We start from the raw sequence: 17,766 nt of genomic DNA, 5'->3' as shown, positions 1-17,766 counted from the left end.
GCGGGTGGTCGCGATCGTGGTGCACGCGACCACGATGACGTACGCGGACGGGACCGGGAGACCACTCGCCGGAACTCCCAGGAAGCTCGCGGCGGTCTTCACAGCCTCTCCTCAGAGCCGGTGGAGCAGCAGGCGGACGTCGTCGGCGCTCGCGTCGGGCGCCAGGTGCAGGACGCCCTCGCGGTGCGCCCACGCGGCCGCGTGCACCCGGGACGCGCTGCCCGTCTTCCACCGCACGGCGTCGACGTGCGTGTGCACGGTCCGCACCGAGATGGCCAGGCGGCCGGCGATGTCGGCGTTCGACATCCCCGCGGCGACGCACGTCAGCACGTCGAGCTCCCGCCGGGACAGCCCGCACGGCAGCTCCCCCGGTTCCACCCGCACGAGCAGCCGGTCGGGGTGACCGGCGGGTTCCGGGGCGGCGACGACGCGGTACCAGGTGCCGCCGGCGTCCCACCAGGCGCCCAGCCGCCGGCCGGGAGCGGCGCGCAGCGTGCTGAGGACGCGCGCCAGGCGCGGGTCCCCGACGACCGCCGGTGCGTCCGTCCCGGGCAGCGGGTGCAGACCGCGCGCGTCGAGGAAGGCGGCGGCCGCCTGCGGTCGCGGGGCCGTCGTGGCGTTCCGGGCCCGGGTCACGACGGCGTTCAGCACGGGGACGAGGGCCCCGGCCCGCGCCTGTTCGGCCGGGCCGAACCGGGGGGTGCGCGCCGAGAAGTGGGCGAAGCCGGCGGTGGCCCCGTCCGCGTCGACGAGGTGCACGGACATGCCGTCGACGAAACCCTCCGGGGCCAGGTGCTGCCGGTAGAACGACCCCTCGAGGAAGTCGTCGCCGCGTCGCCGTCCGGTGTCGGCCGACAGCGTCGGCGGGGGCCAGGCCGCCCGCAGGTAGTCCAGGTCCGGGGTCCGCATCCAGTCGGCCGCGACCGCGTCGCCCCAGTGGTGGGCGAACCCCCGGCTGGCCAGCGTCCGCGTGGACACCGAGCGCGAGGGCCCTGCACCCACGACCTGCAGGGCCGAGGCGTCGCTCGGGATGAGCGTGGCCAGCAGGCCCAGCACCGTGGACCCCACCGCGGTCCCGTCGTCGGGACCCGGACCGGGGGCACTCCCCGCGAGCACGCCGAGGCCGGCCGCGGCCGTGAGCAGTTCCGTGTCCACACGCACCTCCGTTCGACTCCCGCTGGAGACGGTACGGCGGGGAGGGCGCGCGCTCAAGCACTTCCGGCAGAACCACGCGTCCGTAGGCGTACGGATACCGCCGCCGCACCCACCTGATTCCGTGTCCGGTCACCACCCCACCCGACGCACCCCGACCCCCGCCAGGAGCGCCACCATGGTCACTCGCAGAACCCTCCTCCTCGGCGCAGGCCTGTCCGTCGTGGGCGCCACGACCGCCTGCGGGACGATGACCGAGCAGTCCGGGTCCGGCAGCACCGCGAGCGGGTCCAGCGGACCCCGCCCGGTGAAGAAGATCCTGTTCGACTACCCCTTCACCTCGCTGCCGATCTACGCGGCCCTGACGCCGATCATGGTCGACTACGCGAAGACGAAGTCCGTGGGTTTCGAGCTGACGAACGACAACAACGACCTGTCGCAGCAGATCACGAACCTCACGACGTACCTGAACTCCGACGTCGACGCGGTCGTCTCCTTCCCCGCCGACCCGGCCAGCCTCGAGGCGATGGCCAAGCAGTACAAGGCGGCCGGGAAGTACTGGGTCACCTACGGCGGGGACCTCCCGACGCAGGACGCGACCCTGCAGTTCTCCTTCGAGGACTCCGGCAAGCAGCTGGCCGACCACGCCGGGACGTGGGTCAACGAGACCCTCGGCGGCAGGGCCAAGGTCCTCGTCATCGAGGACCAGACGATCCAGATCGGTCGTGAGCGCACGAAGGGTCTCGTCGAGGGACTGGAGGCCACCGCGCCGGGCGCGCAGGTCGTCGTGCAGCAGCAGGGCGTCAGCCCGTCGGAGGGCCTGAGCGTCACGTCGGCGGCGTTGGCCCAGCACCCCGACATCGCAGTCGTCCTCACGGCCGTGGGCGACGCGGCGCAGGGCGCCTACCAGGCGCTCGTCACGGCGGGGCGCCCCGAGACGGACGCGAAGACGTACGTGGGCGGCCTCGACGCGAACCTCTTCGCACTGCAGAAGATGAAGGCGGGGACGTTCTTCCGGGCCACCGTGACCGTCGACGGCATCGCCATCGCGCACGCCGTCGTCGACATCCCGCTGGCCCTGGGACAGGGGAAGAAGGACGCGAGCGTGGACCTGCCGGTCGCCCTCATCACCATGGACGACCCGGCCGCCGTGGACGCCCAGATCAAGATCTTCGGCGGCTGACGTGGGACTCGTCCTGCAGGGCCTCACCAAGAGGTACGGCGCCACGCTCGCCCTCGACGGCGTCGACCTCACGATCGCGTCCGGCACCGTGCACGGACTGCTCGGCCACAACGGGGCCGGGAAGTCGACGCTCATCAAGTGCCTGGGCGGGGCCACCGCCCCCACGGCCGGGACGATGGAACTCGACGGGGAACCCCTCGTGGACCTCACCCCGCGCCGCGCCATCGCCTCGGGCGTGGCGGTGATCTACCAGCACCTCTCGCTCGTGGGGAACCTGTCCGTGGCCGACAACCTCTTCCTCGGGCAGGAGGTGCGGTCCGGTGGTGTCCTCGTGCACGCCCGCCACCAGCGGGAGGCCGCCGCGGCGACGCTCGCCGAGCTCGGGTCCACGATCTCCCCGCGCGCCCTGGTGCGGGACCTGCCGATCGGGCAGCGGCAACTCGTCGAGGTGGCGAAGGCACTGCAGCGCAACGCCAAGCTCCTCGTCCTGGACGAGCCCACCGCCTCCCTGGCCGGGGACGAGGCGGCCCGCCTCGTGGAACTCGTCGAACGGCTGCGGGACCGGGGGCTCGCGATCCTCTACGTCACGCACCTCCTCGCCGAGGTGACCCGCCTCGCCGACCGCGTGAGCACCCTGCGCGACGGGCGCCAGGTGTTCGAGGCCGACCTCGCCGGGCTCACGACGGCCGAACTCGCCGCCTCGATCAGCGGGCGCAGTGCGAGCCGTCCCCCGGCGCCCCCCGCTCCCCCGGCGGACCCGCCCGTGGTCCTGCGGACGCGGGGTCTGCAGGGCCGGGGCATGGGTCCCGTCGACCTGACCCTGCGCGGCGGCGAGGTCGTCGCCCTGTTCGGCCTCGTGGGGTCCGGGCGGACGCGCATCCTGGAGACGCTGTACCGGGGCGGCACGCAGGAGACCGAGGTCGACGGGCGGCGCATCGACGTCGGCAGCCCGGCGAAGTCCTTGCGCGCGGGCATCTGCCTCGTCCCCGGGGACCGCCGGACCCAGGGGTTGTTCGGGCGGCTCTCGGCGCTGGACAACAGCGTGTTCGGCGTCCTGCACCGCCTCGGTCGCGGGCCCTGGCGTTCCCGGCGCAGCGAACGCCGCGAGTTCGGGGAGGTCGCCCGGCACGTCGCCCTGCGACCCCTGGCCCCCGACCTGCCGGTGGACAGCTTCTCCGGCGGCAACCAGCAGAAGGTCCTCATCAGCCGGTCGCTGCAGGAGGGCGACCGGTTGCGCGTCCTGCTGCTCGACGAACCCACGCAGGGGGTCGACGTCGGGGCCCGGGCCGAGATCTACGACGTCGTCCACGGCCTGGCCGCCCGGGGCGCTGCCGTCCTGTTCGCGACGAACGAGGCCGACGAGGTCCTCGCGCTCGCGCACCGGTGCCTCGTCGTCCGCGACGGCCGGGTCGTGGAGGAACTGGACGTCCGCGACCTGCAGGCCCGCGACCTCGTCGTCCGGCTCCACGACTCCCCCGCCCACCAGGAGAGGAACTCCACATGAGCACCACCATGACCCGCCCGGTGCCCCCGGTGCAGGAGGTCTCCCCGGGCGCCCGCCTGCGGGCCGGCCTGACCCGCAACCCCCTCCTCGTCCTGCTCGTCGTCATGGTCGCCGCGTTGCAGGTGAGCACGGGCACGGCGCTGGACTGGGGGAACCTGCGCGGCGTCCTCCTCGACGCCGCCGTCATCGCCGTGGTCGCGGTTCCCGGTGCGGTGTTGGTGATCTGCGGGTACATCGACCTCAGCGTCGGCTCGACGCTGGCCCTCGGCGGGGTCGTCGCCGGCAAGGTCATGGCCGGCGGCCAGGGGAACCCGGTCCTCGCCGTGGTGCTCGCCGTCGCCGTCGGTGCGTTCGTCGGCCTGGTGAACGGCGTGCTGAGCACGTTCTTCGGGTTGTCGTCGTTCATCGTGACGCTCGGGTCGCTGACCGCCGTCCGCGGTGCGGCGCAACTCGTCAGTCCCCTGCCGGTCAACACCTTCGGCGACACGTTCGGGTTCCTGGGCGTCGGCACCGTCGCGGGGGTCCCGCTCGCGGTGTGGCTGGCGCTCGCCGCGCTCGTCGTCGCGGGCCTGGTGCTGACGACGACGCCCGTCGGCCGGCACGTGTACGCCATCGGCGTGAACCGCGAGGCCGCGTTCCTGTCCGGCGTGCGCGTCCGCCAGGTCCCGCTGGTCGTGTTCGTGCTGAGCGGCGCGGCCGCCGCGTTCGCGGGGGTCGTCACGGTGGCCCGGTTGAACAGCGCCCCGGCCGGGCAGCTCGGGCTGGGTTTCGAGCTCCAGGTCCTCACGGCCGTCCTGCTCGGCGGCGTCGCCCTCACCGGCGGGGAGGGCGGGATGTTCGGCGTCGCTCTCGGGGTCCTGTTCCTCGGCATGCTGCGCAACGGGTTGACCCTGCTCGGGGTCACGACGTTCTGGCAGAGCGTCGCCAGCGGTGTGGCCCTCGTCGCCGCCATCGCCATCGCCAAGGGCACGCACGTCGTCCGACAACGGCTCGAGGCACGAGCCGCCCGCACGAGTTCCGGAGGTTCCGCATGACCGCGCCCACCCACCCCGACACGCTCTTCCTCGGCGGCCGGATCTGGACGCAGGACCCCGACCGGCCTTGGGCGCAGGCCCTCGCCGCGACCGGTGGCCGCATCACCGCCGTCGGCGACGACGCCGACCTCGAGGGGAGCGCCGGTCCGACCACGCGGGTCGTCGACCTCGCCGGCCGGTTCGTCGTCCCCGGTCTGGTCGACGGTCACATCCACCTCAACCTCGGCGGGTCCCAGTCGCGGTGGGAACTGCCCGTCTCCCCCGACGCCGACCTCGACGGCGTGCTCGCCGCGGTGCGGGACTGGGCCCGCGACCTCCCGGCCGAGGCCTGGGTCGTCGGCGGCATCGTCAACAGCGGGGTCCTCGCAGCGGCCGACGCCGACGCCTCCGTCGTCGCCCGGCTCGACGAGGCCGCCGGCGGCCGGCCCGTCCTCCTGCGCGACGTCTCGATGCACAACCGCTGGGTCAGCAGTGCTGCGCTGCAGGCGATGGGGTTGGACCACACGAGCCCGGACCCCGAGGGTGGCCACCTCGGACGCACCCCCGACGGTTCCCTCAGCGGCGTGCTGGAGGAGATGGCCTCCGCCTTGGCCGAGGAGGCCTTCGCCCGGGCCGTGCCCGACCCGGCCGCCCGCACGCTGGGGTCGCTGGAGGAGGCCGTCCGCGTCGTGAACTCCTTCGGGATCACGAGCGTGCAGGACGCGGCCACCACGCCCGCGCCGGTCGAGGCGCTGCGGACGCTGGAGGACGAGGGACGGCTGACCCTGCGAGTCGTGACGTCCGCCCCCGTCCGCCCGTTCCTGGAGGCCAGCGTCGTCGGCGACGAACTGGTCGCCGAACTGCGCCGGCACCGCAGCGAGCTCGTCCGGCCCGACTTCGTCAAGGTCGTCCTGGACGGAGTCCCCATGACCCGGACCACGGCGCTCCTCGCGCCCTACCGCTGCCACCACCAGCACGACGAACCCGAGTACGGCGAGCTGTACTGGCAGCAGGACGAACTCGTCGAGCAGGTCGCGCACTGCTACGACCTGGGGATCGGCGCGAAGTTCCACGCGACCGGCGACGCCTCGGTGCGGGCCGTCCTCGACGCGGTCGAGACCGTCCAGGCCGAACGCGGTCCCGGCCCCCGCTTCCAGATCGCGCACACCGAGTACGTCGACCCCGCCGACCTCCCCCGGTTCGCCGCGCTCGGCGTCGTCGCCGACGCGTCGCCGTACATCTGGTACCCGGGCGTCGTGCAGGACGCCGTCGCCGGGGAGATCAGCGAGGAACTCCTCGCCGCGAGCTGGCCCGTGCGCGACCTCGTGGAGTCCGGCGCCGTCGTCGCGGCGGGCTCGGACTGGCCGTGCGTGCTGCCGACGCCAGACCCCTGGACGGGGCTGCAGACCCTGGTGACGCGCCGGAACGTCGACCCGGCGGTCCCGGGAACGCTCAACCCCGGGCAGGCCGTCGACGTGGCCACCGCCCTCACGGCGTTCACCTCCGCCCCCGCCGAGGCCGCCGGGCTCGGCGAGGAGGTGGGCCGGTTGCGGCCGGGATTCTCCGCCGACCTCGCCGTGCTCGACCGCAACCTGTTCGAGGTCCCGGTCGAGGAGATCCACCGGGCCGTGGTGCTGCAGACGTGGTTCCGCGGGGAACTGGCCCACGAGGTGGTGGACGGGCGGGTCCCGCAGAACGTGGGCTGACGGGTCAGGTCACCCGCCGCCCGGGTCCGTCGTCCAACCGGAGTCGACGGACCCTGGTCGCACGGAAGTCGAAGCTGTCCTGCTGCGCCGCCTCGAACTCGAACTCGACCTCCTCCCCGACCTGGAGTTCCCGGTAGCCAGAACCCTCGACGCAGCTGAAGTGCACCCAGGCGTCGCGACCGGGCGGCAGCTCTGCGCTGCTGATCGCGCCGGTGCCCTTCTCCGCCCGGAACCACTTGACCGTTCCTTCGACCATGTCCGCAGCGTACCCGCGCCCGGTGAGTCACTCATGAGAGTCGCTGCAGCACAATGCGTTCGGCTTGTTCGAACCGTTCCTGTGCGGTAGGTTGAGGCATGGCCGCGACGTTCCTCGACGAAGCCCCCGACGGGGTCACCTTCGCCGCGCCGTCCCGGCTGCGCCGCGCGGTCGACACCGCCCACGCCGCGTTCCTGCTCGGCGTCGCCGCCGCCGTCCAGCGGGTCTCGAACTCCGAGCACCCCGACCTGGCCGTCCTGGACGAACGCGGCCTCACCGTCACCGGCCGCGGCGCCGACCGACTGCAGGCCGCCCTGGACCTGGTCACCGAGGAGTTCGCCCGCCACGAACACATGCCCTACGACGCCGCCGCCGGCGTCATCCACACCGCCTACCACCAAGGCAGCGACCACCACACCCTGTGGACTGCCGTCGCCGAAGCCCGCATCACCCGCCACCAGGCCCGCACCATCGAAGCCCGCGCCCGCCGCCTCGCCGGCCGCGTCGCCGTCCTGACCGAAACCACCCACGCCGACGGCAGCACCAGCATGGTCGCCGACGAGGGCGAACCCCTCCTGACCGGCCAAGCGCACACCCACGCCCTGCAGCAGTACTTGACCGCCGCCGTCACCCACGCCGAACACGGCCACACCGGCCGCCGCCTGACCTACCGCCTCGACCAGGTCATCACCGCCCTCACCCCCGGCTACCGCGCCGTGGAACTGCAACGCCCGCGACCCGAGACCGGCGGGGTCCACGTCACCCCGCACGACGACACCTTCGGCGACAGCGGCGATGACCTCAGCGGCCAGCAGCACGCCCACGTCACCTTCCTCATGCCCCTGGCCGACGCCCTGCGCTTCAAGGCGCACGTCACCGCCGCCGCCGACGCCAGTGCCGACGACGCCACCGCCCGCGGCGTACTGGACACCCGCAGCCATGGACAGCGCGAGTGCGACGTCGCGACCGACCTGCTGCGCGATGCGATGGACCGGCACGTCCCGGCAGCCACCGACCCAGCAGCCAGCGGTGAACCCGCCCCCGCACCCACCCGGCAGGGCCGGACCCACCGTCCCGCCTCCTCCGTCCAGCTGCACGTCCGCATCGACGCCTCCACCCTCCTGCGCCTGGACGACCACCCCGCGTGGGTCGACGGCGTCGGCCCCGTCCCCGCCGACGTCGCCCGCGACCTGGCCGGTACCGCCGGGGCGCAGTGGCGGGCCGTCACCGTGGCTCCCGGAACGCGGCACGTCCTCGACGTCGCCGCTGACACGTACCGCCCCGGCGCCGCGCTGCGCCGGTACGTCACCGCGCGGGACGAGACCTGCACCGCCCCCGGATGCCCGGTCCCGGCGGTCGACTGCGACCTCGACCACGTCGTCCCGTTCCCGCAAGGCCCCACGAGGGCGGAGAACCTGCGGGCGTTCTGCCGCAGCCACCACCGGTTCAAGACCCAGTACGTCTTCCAGGAACTTCGGCGGCGCCAGGTCCGCCCACCCGTTTCGGACGACCCGCCCCCGTTCTGACGTGCACCCCGATGGAAAGCGAGCTTGACACTGCCGGTCCGAGCAGGGGCGACCGCGCCAGGGCGCGCGCCTACCTCCTGGACTTCACGCCGGCCATGGCCGCCTACGTCGTGTGCATCGTGGCCGTCGTCCGCGGACTGTGCCGATCGGACGAGTACGCCCAGCTCCTGCAGTTCCGTGCCCTCGCGGTCGGTTTCGCCGTCGGCATGGTCGGGTGTGTGGTCGTCGGCATGCTCGCCCTCGCCGGTCTGCACCTGACGGCGACCCCCTGGATCGTGTTCGGGGCCGGGATGCTGTCCTGGGCGGTCGCAGCGGCCGTCATTGCCCGCCGGTGAAGAACCGCATCCGGGAACTGCGCGCCGCGCGTGGACTGACCCAGGCGGCACTGGCCGACCTCCTCGACGTCTCCCGTCAGACCGTCAACGCCCTGGAGACCGGCCGGTACGATCCCAGCACCTGCTGAGCCCTTCCCATGCTCCGACTCTCCTCCCACCGGCCGGTCTCGGACACCGGCGCGACGGGACCTGCACGACTCGTGCACCGCTCCGCCTACATCGCGTCCGGCGCCGCGATCCCGAGCAGGTCCAGGCCGGTGGCCAGCGTCCGCCGGGCGGCGGCGCACAGCGCGAGCCGACTGGAACGCGCCGGTTCCTCCGCCCGCAGGACGGGGCAGGCCTCGTAGAAGCCGGACACCGCGACGGCGAGTTCGTGCAGGTACCCGCACAACCGGTGCGGTTCCAGCGTGCGGGCCACCCCCAGCAACACCCCGGGGAAACGCGTCAGCGCGAACGCCACCCGCAGTTCCGCCGGGTGCGCCAGGACCGTCACCGGCCCCGGCGCGCCTCCAGCTCGGGCCAGCAGGGTCGCGAGGCGGGCGTGCGCGTACTGGAGGTACGGCCCGGTGTCGCCGTCCGTCCCGACCATGCGGTCGAGGTCGAACACGTAGTCCCGACCCAGCCCGGAGGACAGGTCGGCGTACTTCACCGCCCCGATGCCGACGTCTCGCGAGCCGGCGCGTTGCTCGGCCTCGTCGAGCAACGCCCCGAGGGGAACCGTGCCGCCGTCCCGCGTCTTGAAGGGGCGCCCGTCGGCGCCGAGGACCGTCCCGAAGGCGACGTGCTCGGCCCGCACGGCGGCCGGGAGCCAGCCGGCGGCCCGCGCCAGGGCGAAGACCTGGTCGAAGTGGAGGCTCTGCCGGGCGTCGACGACGTAGACGAGGCGGTCCGCGCCGTCCACGGCCACCCGGTGCCGCAGGGCGGCGACGTCGGTCGCGTCGTAGCCGAAACCCCCGTCGGACTTGCGCAGGACCACCGGCGGAAGACCGGGCGGGAACGCGCACAGCGCCCCGTCGGACTCCCGGAGCAGGCCGAACGCGTCGAGGTCGTCGACGGTCCGCTGCAACCGGTCCTGGTAGTGGCTCTCCCCCAGCACGTCACCCGGCTGCAACCGCACCCCGAGACGGGCGTAGGTCGCGGAGAACGCCTCGGCCGACACGGCCACGACCCGCTCCCACAGGACCCTCGTCGCGACGTCACCGCCCTGCAGGTCCACGACCCGCCGCCGCGCACGGTCGGCGAAACCCGGCTCCTCGTCGAACCGCCGCCGCGCGGCCCGGTACGCGTCGTCCAGGACGGTGAGGTCGGGCTGGTCGGGGAACCCGCGCTCGGCCAGGTGCTCCAGCAGCATGCCGAACGGCGTCCCCCAGTCCCCGACGTGGTTGCGCCGCAGCACCTCGTGCCCGGCGAACTCCAGGACCCGGACGAGGGCGTCCCCGATGACGGTCGACCGCAGGTGCCCGACGTGCATCTGCTTGGCCACGTTCGGCGAGGAGTAGTCGACGACGACCCGTTGCGGGGCAGGCGGTCTGTCGACCCCCAGGTGGGCGTGGGCCGCGTGCCCGGTGACGGTCCGGGCCAGGGTCTCCGGCCGCAGCGTCAGGTTGACGAAACCCGCACCGGCCAGGACGGGTGGCAGGCACAGGTCGTCGACGTCCAGCGCGTCGACCAACCGCTCCCCGAGGACCCGGGGCGGTTCGCCCAACGGTCCGGCCAGCCGCAACGGGAGGTTGCTCTGGAAGTGGCCGAACTCGGGCCGGGTGGCCGTCCGCAGTTCCGGGTCGGCGTGCACGCCGAAGGCGGACAGGGCGGCGGCGGTCAGCCGGGACGTGAGGGAGTTCTCGATCGTGGGCACTGCGGTTCCTCGGGGTGCGACGGCGGCGTCACCCCCCGGACGAGGGGTGGGTCAGGAGACGCGTCGGCGTCGTCGTCGCAGCACCCGGGTCGAGGACATGGGAGCAGTGTTGCACGTCAGGCTGGGAACGGGGAGGCCGCGGACATCCCGAAGTCCGCGACGCCGATGGCGAGGGCCGCGGCCACTGGGGTGCGGGTCCGCGGGTTCGTCCGGCCGAGCACGGACGGCAGGACCCCGGCGCGGCCGAGGGCGAAGACGTACCGCGTGAACAGGTTGTGGAACCCGATGAGCATGGCGAAGAAGCTCGTCACGACCAGCACGTCCATCACGGTCGCGAAGCCCGAGCCGACGTAGCGGGCGGCGAGGTCGGGGACGAAGGTCCTGGCGGCGAGCTTGTCGCCGGCCTCCTGCTGGACGACGCCGAACCCCGCGGCCCCGCCCAGGCACCACGTCGTGAAGGCGTAGAAGACGCCGATGAACCCGATGGCCAGGTAGGCCGCGCGCGGGATGGTGCGGCGGGGTTCGCGGGCCTCCTCCGAGAACACCACCGTCGCCTCGAACCCGGTGAAGCACGAGACGCAGAACAGGAACGCCACCCCCAGTCCGGGGACGGCCCACGAGGACGGGGAGAAGCCCTGCAGCGAGAACCCGTCGGGGCCGCCGCCCTGGGCGAGGACGACGACGTCGAGGACGACGAAGGTGACCACCTCGAGCACGAGAAGCACCCCGAGGACCTTGAGCGACAGGTCGACGCCGCGGGCCGTGAGCGCGGTGACGACGACGAGCGAGAGCAGCAGCAGGACCTCGCGGGGCACGGCGATACCGAGCCGGTTCTCGACGAGTTGCGCGACGAAGACCCCGTACTGGCTCCACAGCCCGCACTGGAGGGCGACGTAGCACAGGACTGTGATCCCGGCGACGGCCGCGCCGGCCCGGGTTCCCAGCCCGCGGGCGACGTAGGCGACGAAACCCCCGGCGTTCGTGAGGTGCCGGCTCATCGTGACGTACCCGACGCTGAAGACGAGGAACAGCAGCCCGGCCATGAGGAACACCGCGGGCGCCCCGGGGCCGACGCTGGCGAAGACGACGGGCGAACCGCCCACGATGGCCGCCATGGGGGCCACGGCGGCCACCACGAAGAAGGTGACGCCGAGGACGCCGAGCCGGCCGCGGCGCAGTCCGGTGGAGGCGGGGGCCTGGTGAGTGGGGTGCGTCTCGGGAGTCATCGTCGTCCTGTCCGGGATGGGATCCGGAGTCCACCAGGACGGACGCTCCCGGGGATCCGTAGCGCTACGGATGCGGGGAGGAGGGGCGCGGCGGATCGGTAGGCTGCCGCGCGTGTCCCGGCGTGACGACATCCTCACCGCGAGCGCCCAGGCGATCGCCGACGTCGGAGTGCGGGGGTTGCGGGTGAGCGACGTCGCCGCCCGGGTGGGGGTCGCGACGAGCCTCATCTACTACCACTTCACCGACCGGGACACCCTCGTCACCGCGGCCCTGGACCACGTGACGCGGCAGGCGCTGGCGTTCCGCCGGCGGCCGGGTGCGGAGCCGGCGCGGACGGTCGAGCGGTTGCTCGAGCAGTTCACGGCCGAGTTCGTCGACGACCCGGAGGTCGTCGACCACTCCCGGGCGTGGAACGAGCTGCGGGCCAGCGCGGTCCACGAACCCGCGCTGCGGGAGGCGATGGCCGCGGCCAGCCGGGCCTGGACCGACGACATCGCGGCCGCGGTCCGTGAGGCGCAGGCGGCCGGGAACGTGGCGGCCGGCGTGGACGCGGACGGGGTGGCCCTGCAGGTCGCGGTGTTCATGGAGGGCCTGGACAGCCGCTGGCTCACGGGCGAGCTGACGACGGCCGAGGCCGTGCACGCGCTGCGGGACGTCGCGAGCCGGTTGCTGCAGACCCCTGGATCCTGACTGACTTTTCAGTCTAGGATCGGTGCGTGACCGCCGCCGACGCGCCGCTCTTCGACTTCTTCTCCCAGCCCGCGCTGCCCGCGCCCGACGTCCCCGCCGACGAACTGCGGACGCTCGTGGCGCAGGCGTGGGGGCTGGACGTCACGCTGCGTTCCCTGGGCAGCCAGCAGGACCAGAACTTCATGGCCCACGACGCCGGCGGCGAGGCCGTGGGGGTCCTCAAGATCAGCAACCCCGCCTTCGCCGAGGCAGAGATCGACCTGCTCGACCGGGCCGCCGACCTCGTGGCCGCCGGGCGGCCGGACCTGCGGGTGGCGCGTGTCGTGCGCCGGGACGGCGAACCCCTGCGCGGGTGGTTCGACACCTCCCGGGGCCGGCTGCACGCACGGCTGCTGACCGTCGTCCACGGCCACACCCTCAACGGCTCGCGCCACCTCTCCCCGTCCGTCGTCGAGCGCCTCGGCGTCCTGGCCGCCGCGGTCAGCCGCACGCTGGAGAGCGTGGAAGACCCCGCGCAGGAACGGGTCCTGCAGTGGGACCTGCAGCACGCGCGGCGGGTCGTGGAACTCCTGGCCCCCCAGGACCCCGACGCAGGCGTGCGGGAGCGGGTCCTCACCGAGTCCGGGACGGCGCTCGCCGCGCTCGAACCGCTCGCCGACCGGCTGCCCCGCCAGCTCGGCCACTTCGACCTCACCGACGACAACGTCGTCGTGCCCCCGGGAGGGGTGCTGCCCGACGGCGTCGTCGACTTCGGCGACACCCTGCGCTCCTACCGCGTCGCCGAGCTCGCGGTCACGATCTCCTCGGTGCTGCACCACGCCGGCGCGGAGGTGGAGAGCGTGCTGCCCGCCGTCCGCGCCTTCGACGCCGAACGCCACCTCACCGACGACGAGGTCGAGGCCCTCTGGCCGCTGGTCGTCCTGCGCGGGGCCGTCCTCGTGGTGTCCGGCCGCGACCAGGCCGTCCTGGACCCCGGCAACGCCTACGCCCAGGACGGCCTGGACCGCGAGTGGCGCATCTTCGAGAAGGCGGCGGAGGTTCCGCTCCCCGTCGTCACGGCACTGCTGCGGGACGCGCTCGGACGCTCCGCGCCCCGGGAGCCCGCGACGGGCGACCGGCTCCTGCCCGAGGGGCTGGTCGTGGAGGTCCTCGACGCGAGCACCCGCTCAGAGCTCAACGACCTCGGGGCGTGGCAGGACTCGGGCTCTCTCGACCGCGAGGCCGCGCGCCTGCTGGCCGCCGGTGCGGACGTCGTCGCACTGCCCCACGGGGTGCCCGTGCTGACGGGTGCGCCGACGCTGAGCCCGGAACCGCCCGCCTCCGTCCCCACCGGCAGCACCCTGTGGCTCGGCCGCGCCCAGCCCCTGCTCGCGCCGTTCCCGGGGCAGGTGCGATTGCGGGGTTCCGTCGTGGAACTCGTCGGGGACGCCGCGGTGCTGCGGGTGCTCGGGGCGGAGGCGCTCGCCGGTCCCGTGGTCGCGGGGGCCGAGTTCGGGCGGCTGCCGGCGGGAACCCCCGTGCTCGTGCAGGTCGTGCGCGGCACCGGGGACCTCGACGTCCCCGCGCGCGTGCGGGCGGCGCAGGCTCCGGGTTGGCTGGCGCAGGTCGCCGATCCGGCCCCGCTGCTGGGGTTCGACCCGGTGGTGCCCGTCGCCGCCCACGAGGTGCTGCGCCGCCGCGAACGGGTCCTCGCCGAGGTGCAGGAGCACTACTACGCGCAGCCGCCCCAGATCGAACGCGGCTGGCGCGAGCACCTCGCCGACGTCGACGGTCGCGTGTACCTCGACATGGTCAACAACGTCACCTCCGTGGGGCACGCGCACCCGCGCGTCGCCGAGGCCGCCGGCCGGCAGCTGCGGTTGCTCAACACGAACTCCCGCTTCCACTACGCGGCCGTCGCCGAGTTCGCCGAGAAGATCGCCGCGACGCTGCCCGACGAGCTCGACACGGTGTTCCTCGTGAACTCCGGCTCCGAGGCCGTCGACCTCGCGCTGCGCATCGCGATGGCCTCCACCGGACGGCGCCACGTCGTGGCGATGCGGGAGGCCTACCACGGTTGGACGTTCGCCAGCGACGCCGTCTCGACGTCGGTGGCCGACAACCCCAACGCCCTCGCCACCCGGCCCGACTGGGTCCACACGGTCGACGCCGCGAACTCCTACCGCGGGACGTACCGGGGGCAGGAGGCCCACCGCTACGCCCCCGAGGCGGTCGCGACGATCCGCGAGCTCGCCGAACGGGTCGACCTCGCAGCCTTCGTCGCCGAGACGTACTTCGGCAACGCGGGCGGCGTCGCCCTGCCGCCGGGGTACCTCGAGGCCGTCTACGCCGCGGTGCGGGAGGCCGGCGGGCTGGCCGTGGCCGACGAGGTGCAGGTCGGGTACGGCCGCCTCGGGCACTGGTTCTGGGGTTTCGAGCAGCAGGGCGTCGTGCCGGACGTCGTGGCCGTCGCGAAGTCGGTCGGCAACGGCACCCCCGTCGGCGCGGTCGTCACACGCCGGGAGATCGCCGACCGGTACCGGACGCAGGGGTACTTCTTCTCCTCCACCGGCGGCAGCCCGGTCTCCAGCGTGGTCGGCGCGACAGTGCTGGACGTCATCCGCGAGGAGGGGTTGCAGGAGAACGCGGCCCGCGTCGGGGGCCACCTCAAGGACCGGCTGCTGGAGCTCGGCACCCGGCACGATCTCCTCGGCACCGTCCACGGGGACGGCCTCTACCTCGGGGTCGAGTTCGTCCGGGACCGCACCACGCTGGAACCGGCCACCGCCGAGACCGCGGCGATCTGCGACCGGTTGCTGGACCTCGGCGTGGTGATGCAGCCGACGGGCGACCACCAGAACGTCCTGAAGGTGAAACCGCCGCTGTGCATCGCCCGGGAGTCGGCGGACTACTTCGCCGACGCCCTGGACCGGGTGCTCACCGAAGGCTGGTGAGCAGGGCCGTCACGAGCATGCTGCCCGCCATCCCCAGGCCGCACACCCGGAGACGGCGGGCCGCGGACACCAGCCACCCGACCGCCACGAGGACGGCCAGGAGGCCGGTGGGGCCGGCGGTCGCGTGCAGGTGGGCCCCGGCGGGGGACGGCGCGTGGCCGGACGCGGGCCGCAGCCACAGCAGCGCGACCGTGGCCAGCAGGTCCACGGGCACCGGGCTGGGGAAGCCGCTGCGACGCGAGGCCGCCGCCGCGGTCCAGGCGACGCCCCAACCGGCCAGCGTGAGGACCGGGGTGAGCAGGAACGGCACCGCCAGCCCGCACGCGGCCAGCAGGCAGTGGGCCATCGCCGCGGTCATGACGGCCGCCGCGGCGCGGGTGGTCCGGAAACCCACGAGCGCCGCGGCGACCCCGACCACCGCCGCGACGAGGTGGAGGTGCGTCACCCCTCCCGGTGGCAGTGCGCCCCCGCCGAGGGCGGCACGTCGAGGGTGGGGTTGCGGTCGAAGAACCCGACGGGTTTGAGGACGAACCCCGTGTGGTCGACGGGCATGATCGGCCAGTCCTCCGGCCGCGGGACGTGCGTCAGCCCGAACGTGTGCCACACGACCAGGTCGGTGGCCTCCAGGTCCCGGTCCCCCGCGACGTAGGACGGCAGCCCCGCTCCGCCGTGGTGCTGGTTGACGAAGTCGCCCGCCGAGTAGCGCTGGTCCGGGTCGAAGGCCGTCACCCACAAGTGGTCCGTCGCGAACCCGGCGCGCCGCTGGATGGAGGAGTCGTCCGCCGCCAGGAGCGTCGGCTGCCCCTCGGGGAACAGCGCGTAGGCCACGGGCCGGCCGAGGGCGTTGAGGCGTCCCGGGTTCGAGACGTGCCACACCCGCGCCTGGGCGGGGTTCGCCTGGCGACGGGCGGACAGTTCGGTCCGCAACGGCGTGACCGACGTCGTGAACGCGTTGCCGCGCGGGTTCTCCGGCCCGACGGGGACGCGCTCGACCTGCACCTCCTCGACGGAGTTCTCGAACCCGTCCACGGCCATGTCGAGGCGGGCGCTGAACAGGTGCTGGTGGAAGGGCGCCCCCAGACCCGGCGCGATCTCCGACGCGTACGGGTACCCCTCCCCCGGGTAGGCGGAGGTGAAGACGACTCCCGTGGCCTTGGCCTCGAACTCGATGGTCCCGTCGAGGTAGAGGTACCAGTAGAACCCGTAGTCGTAGTTCCCGATCGTCGTGAAGAACGACACGACGAGCCGACGCTGACGCCGCACGGTGCTGCTGCCCGCCCACAGGTCGGTGTGCTTGAAGAGGATCCCGCTGTCCTCCTCGTGGATGCAGACGGCGTTCGGCAGGACCCGCGGGTTCCCGTGCTCGTCCGCGACGGTCGCGTCGAGGTAGGTGATCTCGCCGACGCAGTCGCAGCCCAGCTCCAGGGCGTTGGCGTACCGGCCGACCAGGTACTCCCCCGTGTCGAAGTAGTTCTGCCACGCGCGGACCGGGGAGGGGTCGGCGTACGGGACGACCATCTCGGCGATCGAAGCGCGGTGGACGATCGGGCGGTCGCGGCCCTGGTCCCGGTCGTGGAACGAGACCTGGTGCAGCACCAGGCCTTCCCGGGCGTCGAACCCCACGCGGACGGTGAAGTTCTCCCAGTGCAGCAGGTCGCCGTCGAGGGTGAAGCTGGGGCCCTCGGGCTGGGTGATCGAGATCGGTCTCTGCGTCGTGCGGTGTTCCCCGCGCACGGCGGGGTCGTCGAAGTTCCCCGACCCCGACGGCACGGGCACGACGCCGAGGTCGAGGACCTGCGTCACCTCGCGGGCGATGACGTCGACGTACCCGACGAGCCCGTCCACCGGGTGTGCCCAGGCGAGGTCGGCGGGATGTTCCTGGACGAAGGCGAGACCGCGCAGGATGCGCCGGCCGACCTCCTCGGGGTACTCGAAGACACCGGCCGACAGCGGGGCGACGCGCACGGTGGTGACGTCGAGGTCGCGGGCGGCCAGCGCGGCGAGCCAGCGGTCGTCGGTGGCGAGCAGCTGCTCGACGAGCTCGAACTCCTCGTCGAGGACGGGCAGCTGCCCGTCGACGGCGGCGTCCAGGTCGCTCGAACGCAGGACCGTCCGCGCCGTGAGGTCGACGAGGACGTCGCGGGCCGCGACGACGCGCACGTCGTGCAGCAGGGCGCGGGCCCGCCGCGGCGGCGTCCCGGCGGCGAGTTCCGCCTTCGTCGGTTCGTCGAGCCCCACGTAGGCGAAGCGGGTGGACTCGCGGACGAGCCCGGCGGCGTCCAGCACCTCGCGGACGGCGGCGATCTCGTCGGCGGACAACGAGGACAACGGGTGACCGGTGGTCATGGGGCTCCTCTGTAAGTCTCCGGCGGGAGACGCAAAGAGT

General features: G+C 73.6%; 14 protein-coding genes and 1 pseudogene. 9 read left to right on the top strand and 6 right to left on the bottom strand.

Features of this window, described 5'->3' with window-relative positions; translation table 11 throughout:
- Positions 1-111: 111 nt before the first annotated feature.
- Positions 112-1,155, bottom strand: a complete 1,044-nt coding sequence (locus tag ACFEMC_RS03660) for a response regulator transcription factor (protein WP_380173715.1) — start codon at positions 1,153-1,155, stop codon at positions 112-114.
- A gap of 175 nt (positions 1,156-1,330) precedes the next feature.
- Here ACFEMC_RS03660 and ACFEMC_RS03655 point away from each other — a divergent pair, with 175 nt between their 5' ends.
- From ACFEMC_RS03655 to ACFEMC_RS03640, 4 genes are read left to right on the top strand one after another with little or no spacing between them, the layout of a single operon-like run.
- On the top strand, positions 1,331-2,335 hold the full coding sequence (locus ACFEMC_RS03655) for a sugar ABC transporter substrate-binding protein (RefSeq protein ID WP_380173713.1): 1,005 nt from the start codon (positions 1,331-1,333) through the stop codon (positions 2,333-2,335).
- Between the two features lies 1 nt (position 2,336).
- Complete coding sequence (locus tag ACFEMC_RS03650; RefSeq protein ID WP_380173711.1) at positions 2,337-3,839, top strand: sugar ABC transporter ATP-binding protein; 1,503 nt, start codon at positions 2,337-2,339, stop codon at positions 3,837-3,839.
- Complete coding sequence (locus ACFEMC_RS03645) at positions 3,836-4,873, top strand: ABC transporter permease (protein WP_380173709.1); 1,038 nt, start codon at positions 3,836-3,838, stop codon at positions 4,871-4,873. Before ACFEMC_RS03650 ends, ACFEMC_RS03645 begins: the two co-directional genes overlap by 4 nt.
- Entirely contained in the window at positions 4,870-6,558 is a 1,689-nt protein-coding gene (locus tag ACFEMC_RS03640) for an amidohydrolase (RefSeq protein WP_380173707.1), read from the top strand. Before ACFEMC_RS03645 ends, ACFEMC_RS03640 begins: the two co-directional genes overlap by 4 nt.
- A gap of 4 nt (positions 6,559-6,562) precedes the next feature.
- Here the strand turns inward: ACFEMC_RS03640 and ACFEMC_RS03635 are convergent, their stop codons facing one another.
- Positions 6,563-6,814, bottom strand: a complete 252-nt coding sequence (locus ACFEMC_RS03635) for a cold-shock protein (RefSeq protein WP_380173705.1) — start codon at positions 6,812-6,814, stop codon at positions 6,563-6,565.
- 98 nt (positions 6,815-6,912) lie between these two features.
- Between ACFEMC_RS03635 and ACFEMC_RS03630 the strand changes: the two genes are divergently transcribed.
- The 3 genes and pseudogenes from ACFEMC_RS03630 to ACFEMC_RS03620 form a co-directional block, all read left to right on the top strand.
- Positions 6,913-8,340 (top strand): hypothetical protein, encoded by a 1,428-nt coding sequence (locus ACFEMC_RS03630; protein ID WP_380173703.1) that lies wholly within the window; start codon positions 6,913-6,915, stop codon positions 8,338-8,340.
- 11 nt (positions 8,341-8,351) lie between these two features.
- Positions 8,352-8,675, top strand: coding sequence for a hypothetical protein (locus ACFEMC_RS03625; RefSeq protein WP_380173701.1), 324 nt, complete (start codon positions 8,352-8,354; stop codon positions 8,673-8,675).
- Positions 8,672-8,794: pseudogene (locus ACFEMC_RS03620) on the top strand (helix-turn-helix transcriptional regulator); the annotation flags it as partial. The gene ACFEMC_RS03625 and the pseudogene ACFEMC_RS03620, both read left to right, overlap by 4 nt.
- Positions 8,795-8,889: 95 nt before the next feature.
- Here ACFEMC_RS03620 and argS read toward each other — a convergent pair.
- Together argS and ACFEMC_RS03610 are read right to left on the bottom strand one after the other, a co-directional pair.
- Entirely contained in the window at positions 8,890-10,530 is a 1,641-nt protein-coding gene (gene argS / locus ACFEMC_RS03615; protein WP_380173699.1) for an arginine--tRNA ligase, read from the bottom strand.
- Between the two features lie 116 nt (positions 10,531-10,646).
- Complete coding sequence (locus ACFEMC_RS03610) at positions 10,647-11,756, bottom strand: APC family permease (protein ID WP_380173697.1); 1,110 nt, start codon at positions 11,754-11,756, stop codon at positions 10,647-10,649.
- A gap of 112 nt (positions 11,757-11,868) precedes the next feature.
- Here ACFEMC_RS03610 and ACFEMC_RS03605 point away from each other — a divergent pair, with 112 nt between their 5' ends.
- Both ACFEMC_RS03605 and ACFEMC_RS03600 read left to right on the top strand, forming a co-directional pair.
- On the top strand, positions 11,869-12,447 hold the full coding sequence (locus ACFEMC_RS03605) for a TetR/AcrR family transcriptional regulator (protein ID WP_380173695.1): 579 nt from the start codon (positions 11,869-11,871) through the stop codon (positions 12,445-12,447).
- 26 nt (positions 12,448-12,473) lie between these two features.
- Positions 12,474-15,380, top strand: coding sequence for an aminotransferase (locus tag ACFEMC_RS03600; RefSeq protein ID WP_380173693.1), 2,907 nt, complete (start codon positions 12,474-12,476; stop codon positions 15,378-15,380).
- Here the strand turns inward: ACFEMC_RS03600 and ACFEMC_RS03595 are convergent.
- Both ACFEMC_RS03595 and ACFEMC_RS03590 read right to left on the bottom strand, forming a co-directional pair.
- Positions 15,364-15,825 carry a hypothetical protein gene (locus tag ACFEMC_RS03595; RefSeq protein ID WP_380173691.1) on the bottom strand — a complete coding sequence of 154 codons (462 nt, stop codon included), beginning with the start codon at positions 15,823-15,825 and terminating at the stop codon, positions 15,364-15,366. The two genes, ACFEMC_RS03600 and ACFEMC_RS03595, sit on opposite strands and share 17 nt — an antisense overlap.
- Positions 15,822-17,726 carry a primary-amine oxidase gene (locus ACFEMC_RS03590; RefSeq protein WP_380173689.1) on the bottom strand — a complete coding sequence of 635 codons (1,905 nt, stop codon included), beginning with the start codon at positions 17,724-17,726 and terminating at the stop codon, positions 15,822-15,824. The genes ACFEMC_RS03595 and ACFEMC_RS03590 overlap by 4 nt, the downstream gene beginning before the upstream one ends.
- Positions 17,727-17,766 lie beyond the last annotated feature (40 nt).

The organism is Kineococcus sp. DHX-1 (assembly GCF_042473625.1).
Classification (GTDB): Bacteria; Actinomycetota; Actinomycetes; order Actinomycetales; family Kineococcaceae; genus Kineococcus.
The sequence above is the reverse complement of the archived record's forward strand: the minus strand, read 5'-3'. Positions and strand labels throughout refer to the sequence as shown.

Coding starts and splice junctions, on each gene's coding strand:
- ACFEMC_RS03655 (WP_380173713.1), top strand. CDS start 1,331: ATGGTCACTCGCAGAACCCTCCTCCTCGGCGCAGGCCTGTCCGTCGTG.
- ACFEMC_RS03645 (WP_380173709.1), top strand. CDS start 3,836: ATGAGCACCACCATGACCCGCCCGGTGCCCCCGGTGCAGGAGGTCTCC.
- ACFEMC_RS03640 (WP_380173707.1), top strand. CDS start 4,870: ATGACCGCGCCCACCCACCCCGACACGCTCTTCCTCGGCGGCCGGATC.
- ACFEMC_RS03635 (WP_380173705.1), bottom strand. CDS start 6,814: ATGGTCGAAGGAACGGTCAAGTGGTTCCGGGCGGAGAAGGGCACCGGC.
- ACFEMC_RS03630 (WP_380173703.1), top strand. CDS start 6,913: ATGGCCGCGACGTTCCTCGACGAAGCCCCCGACGGGGTCACCTTCGCC.
- ACFEMC_RS03625 (WP_380173701.1), top strand. CDS start 8,352: ATGGAAAGCGAGCTTGACACTGCCGGTCCGAGCAGGGGCGACCGCGCC.
- ACFEMC_RS03610 (WP_380173697.1), bottom strand. CDS start 11,756: ATGACTCCCGAGACGCACCCCACTCACCAGGCCCCCGCCTCCACCGGA.
- ACFEMC_RS03590 (WP_380173689.1), bottom strand. CDS start 17,726: ATGACCACCGGTCACCCGTTGTCCTCGTTGTCCGCCGACGAGATCGCC.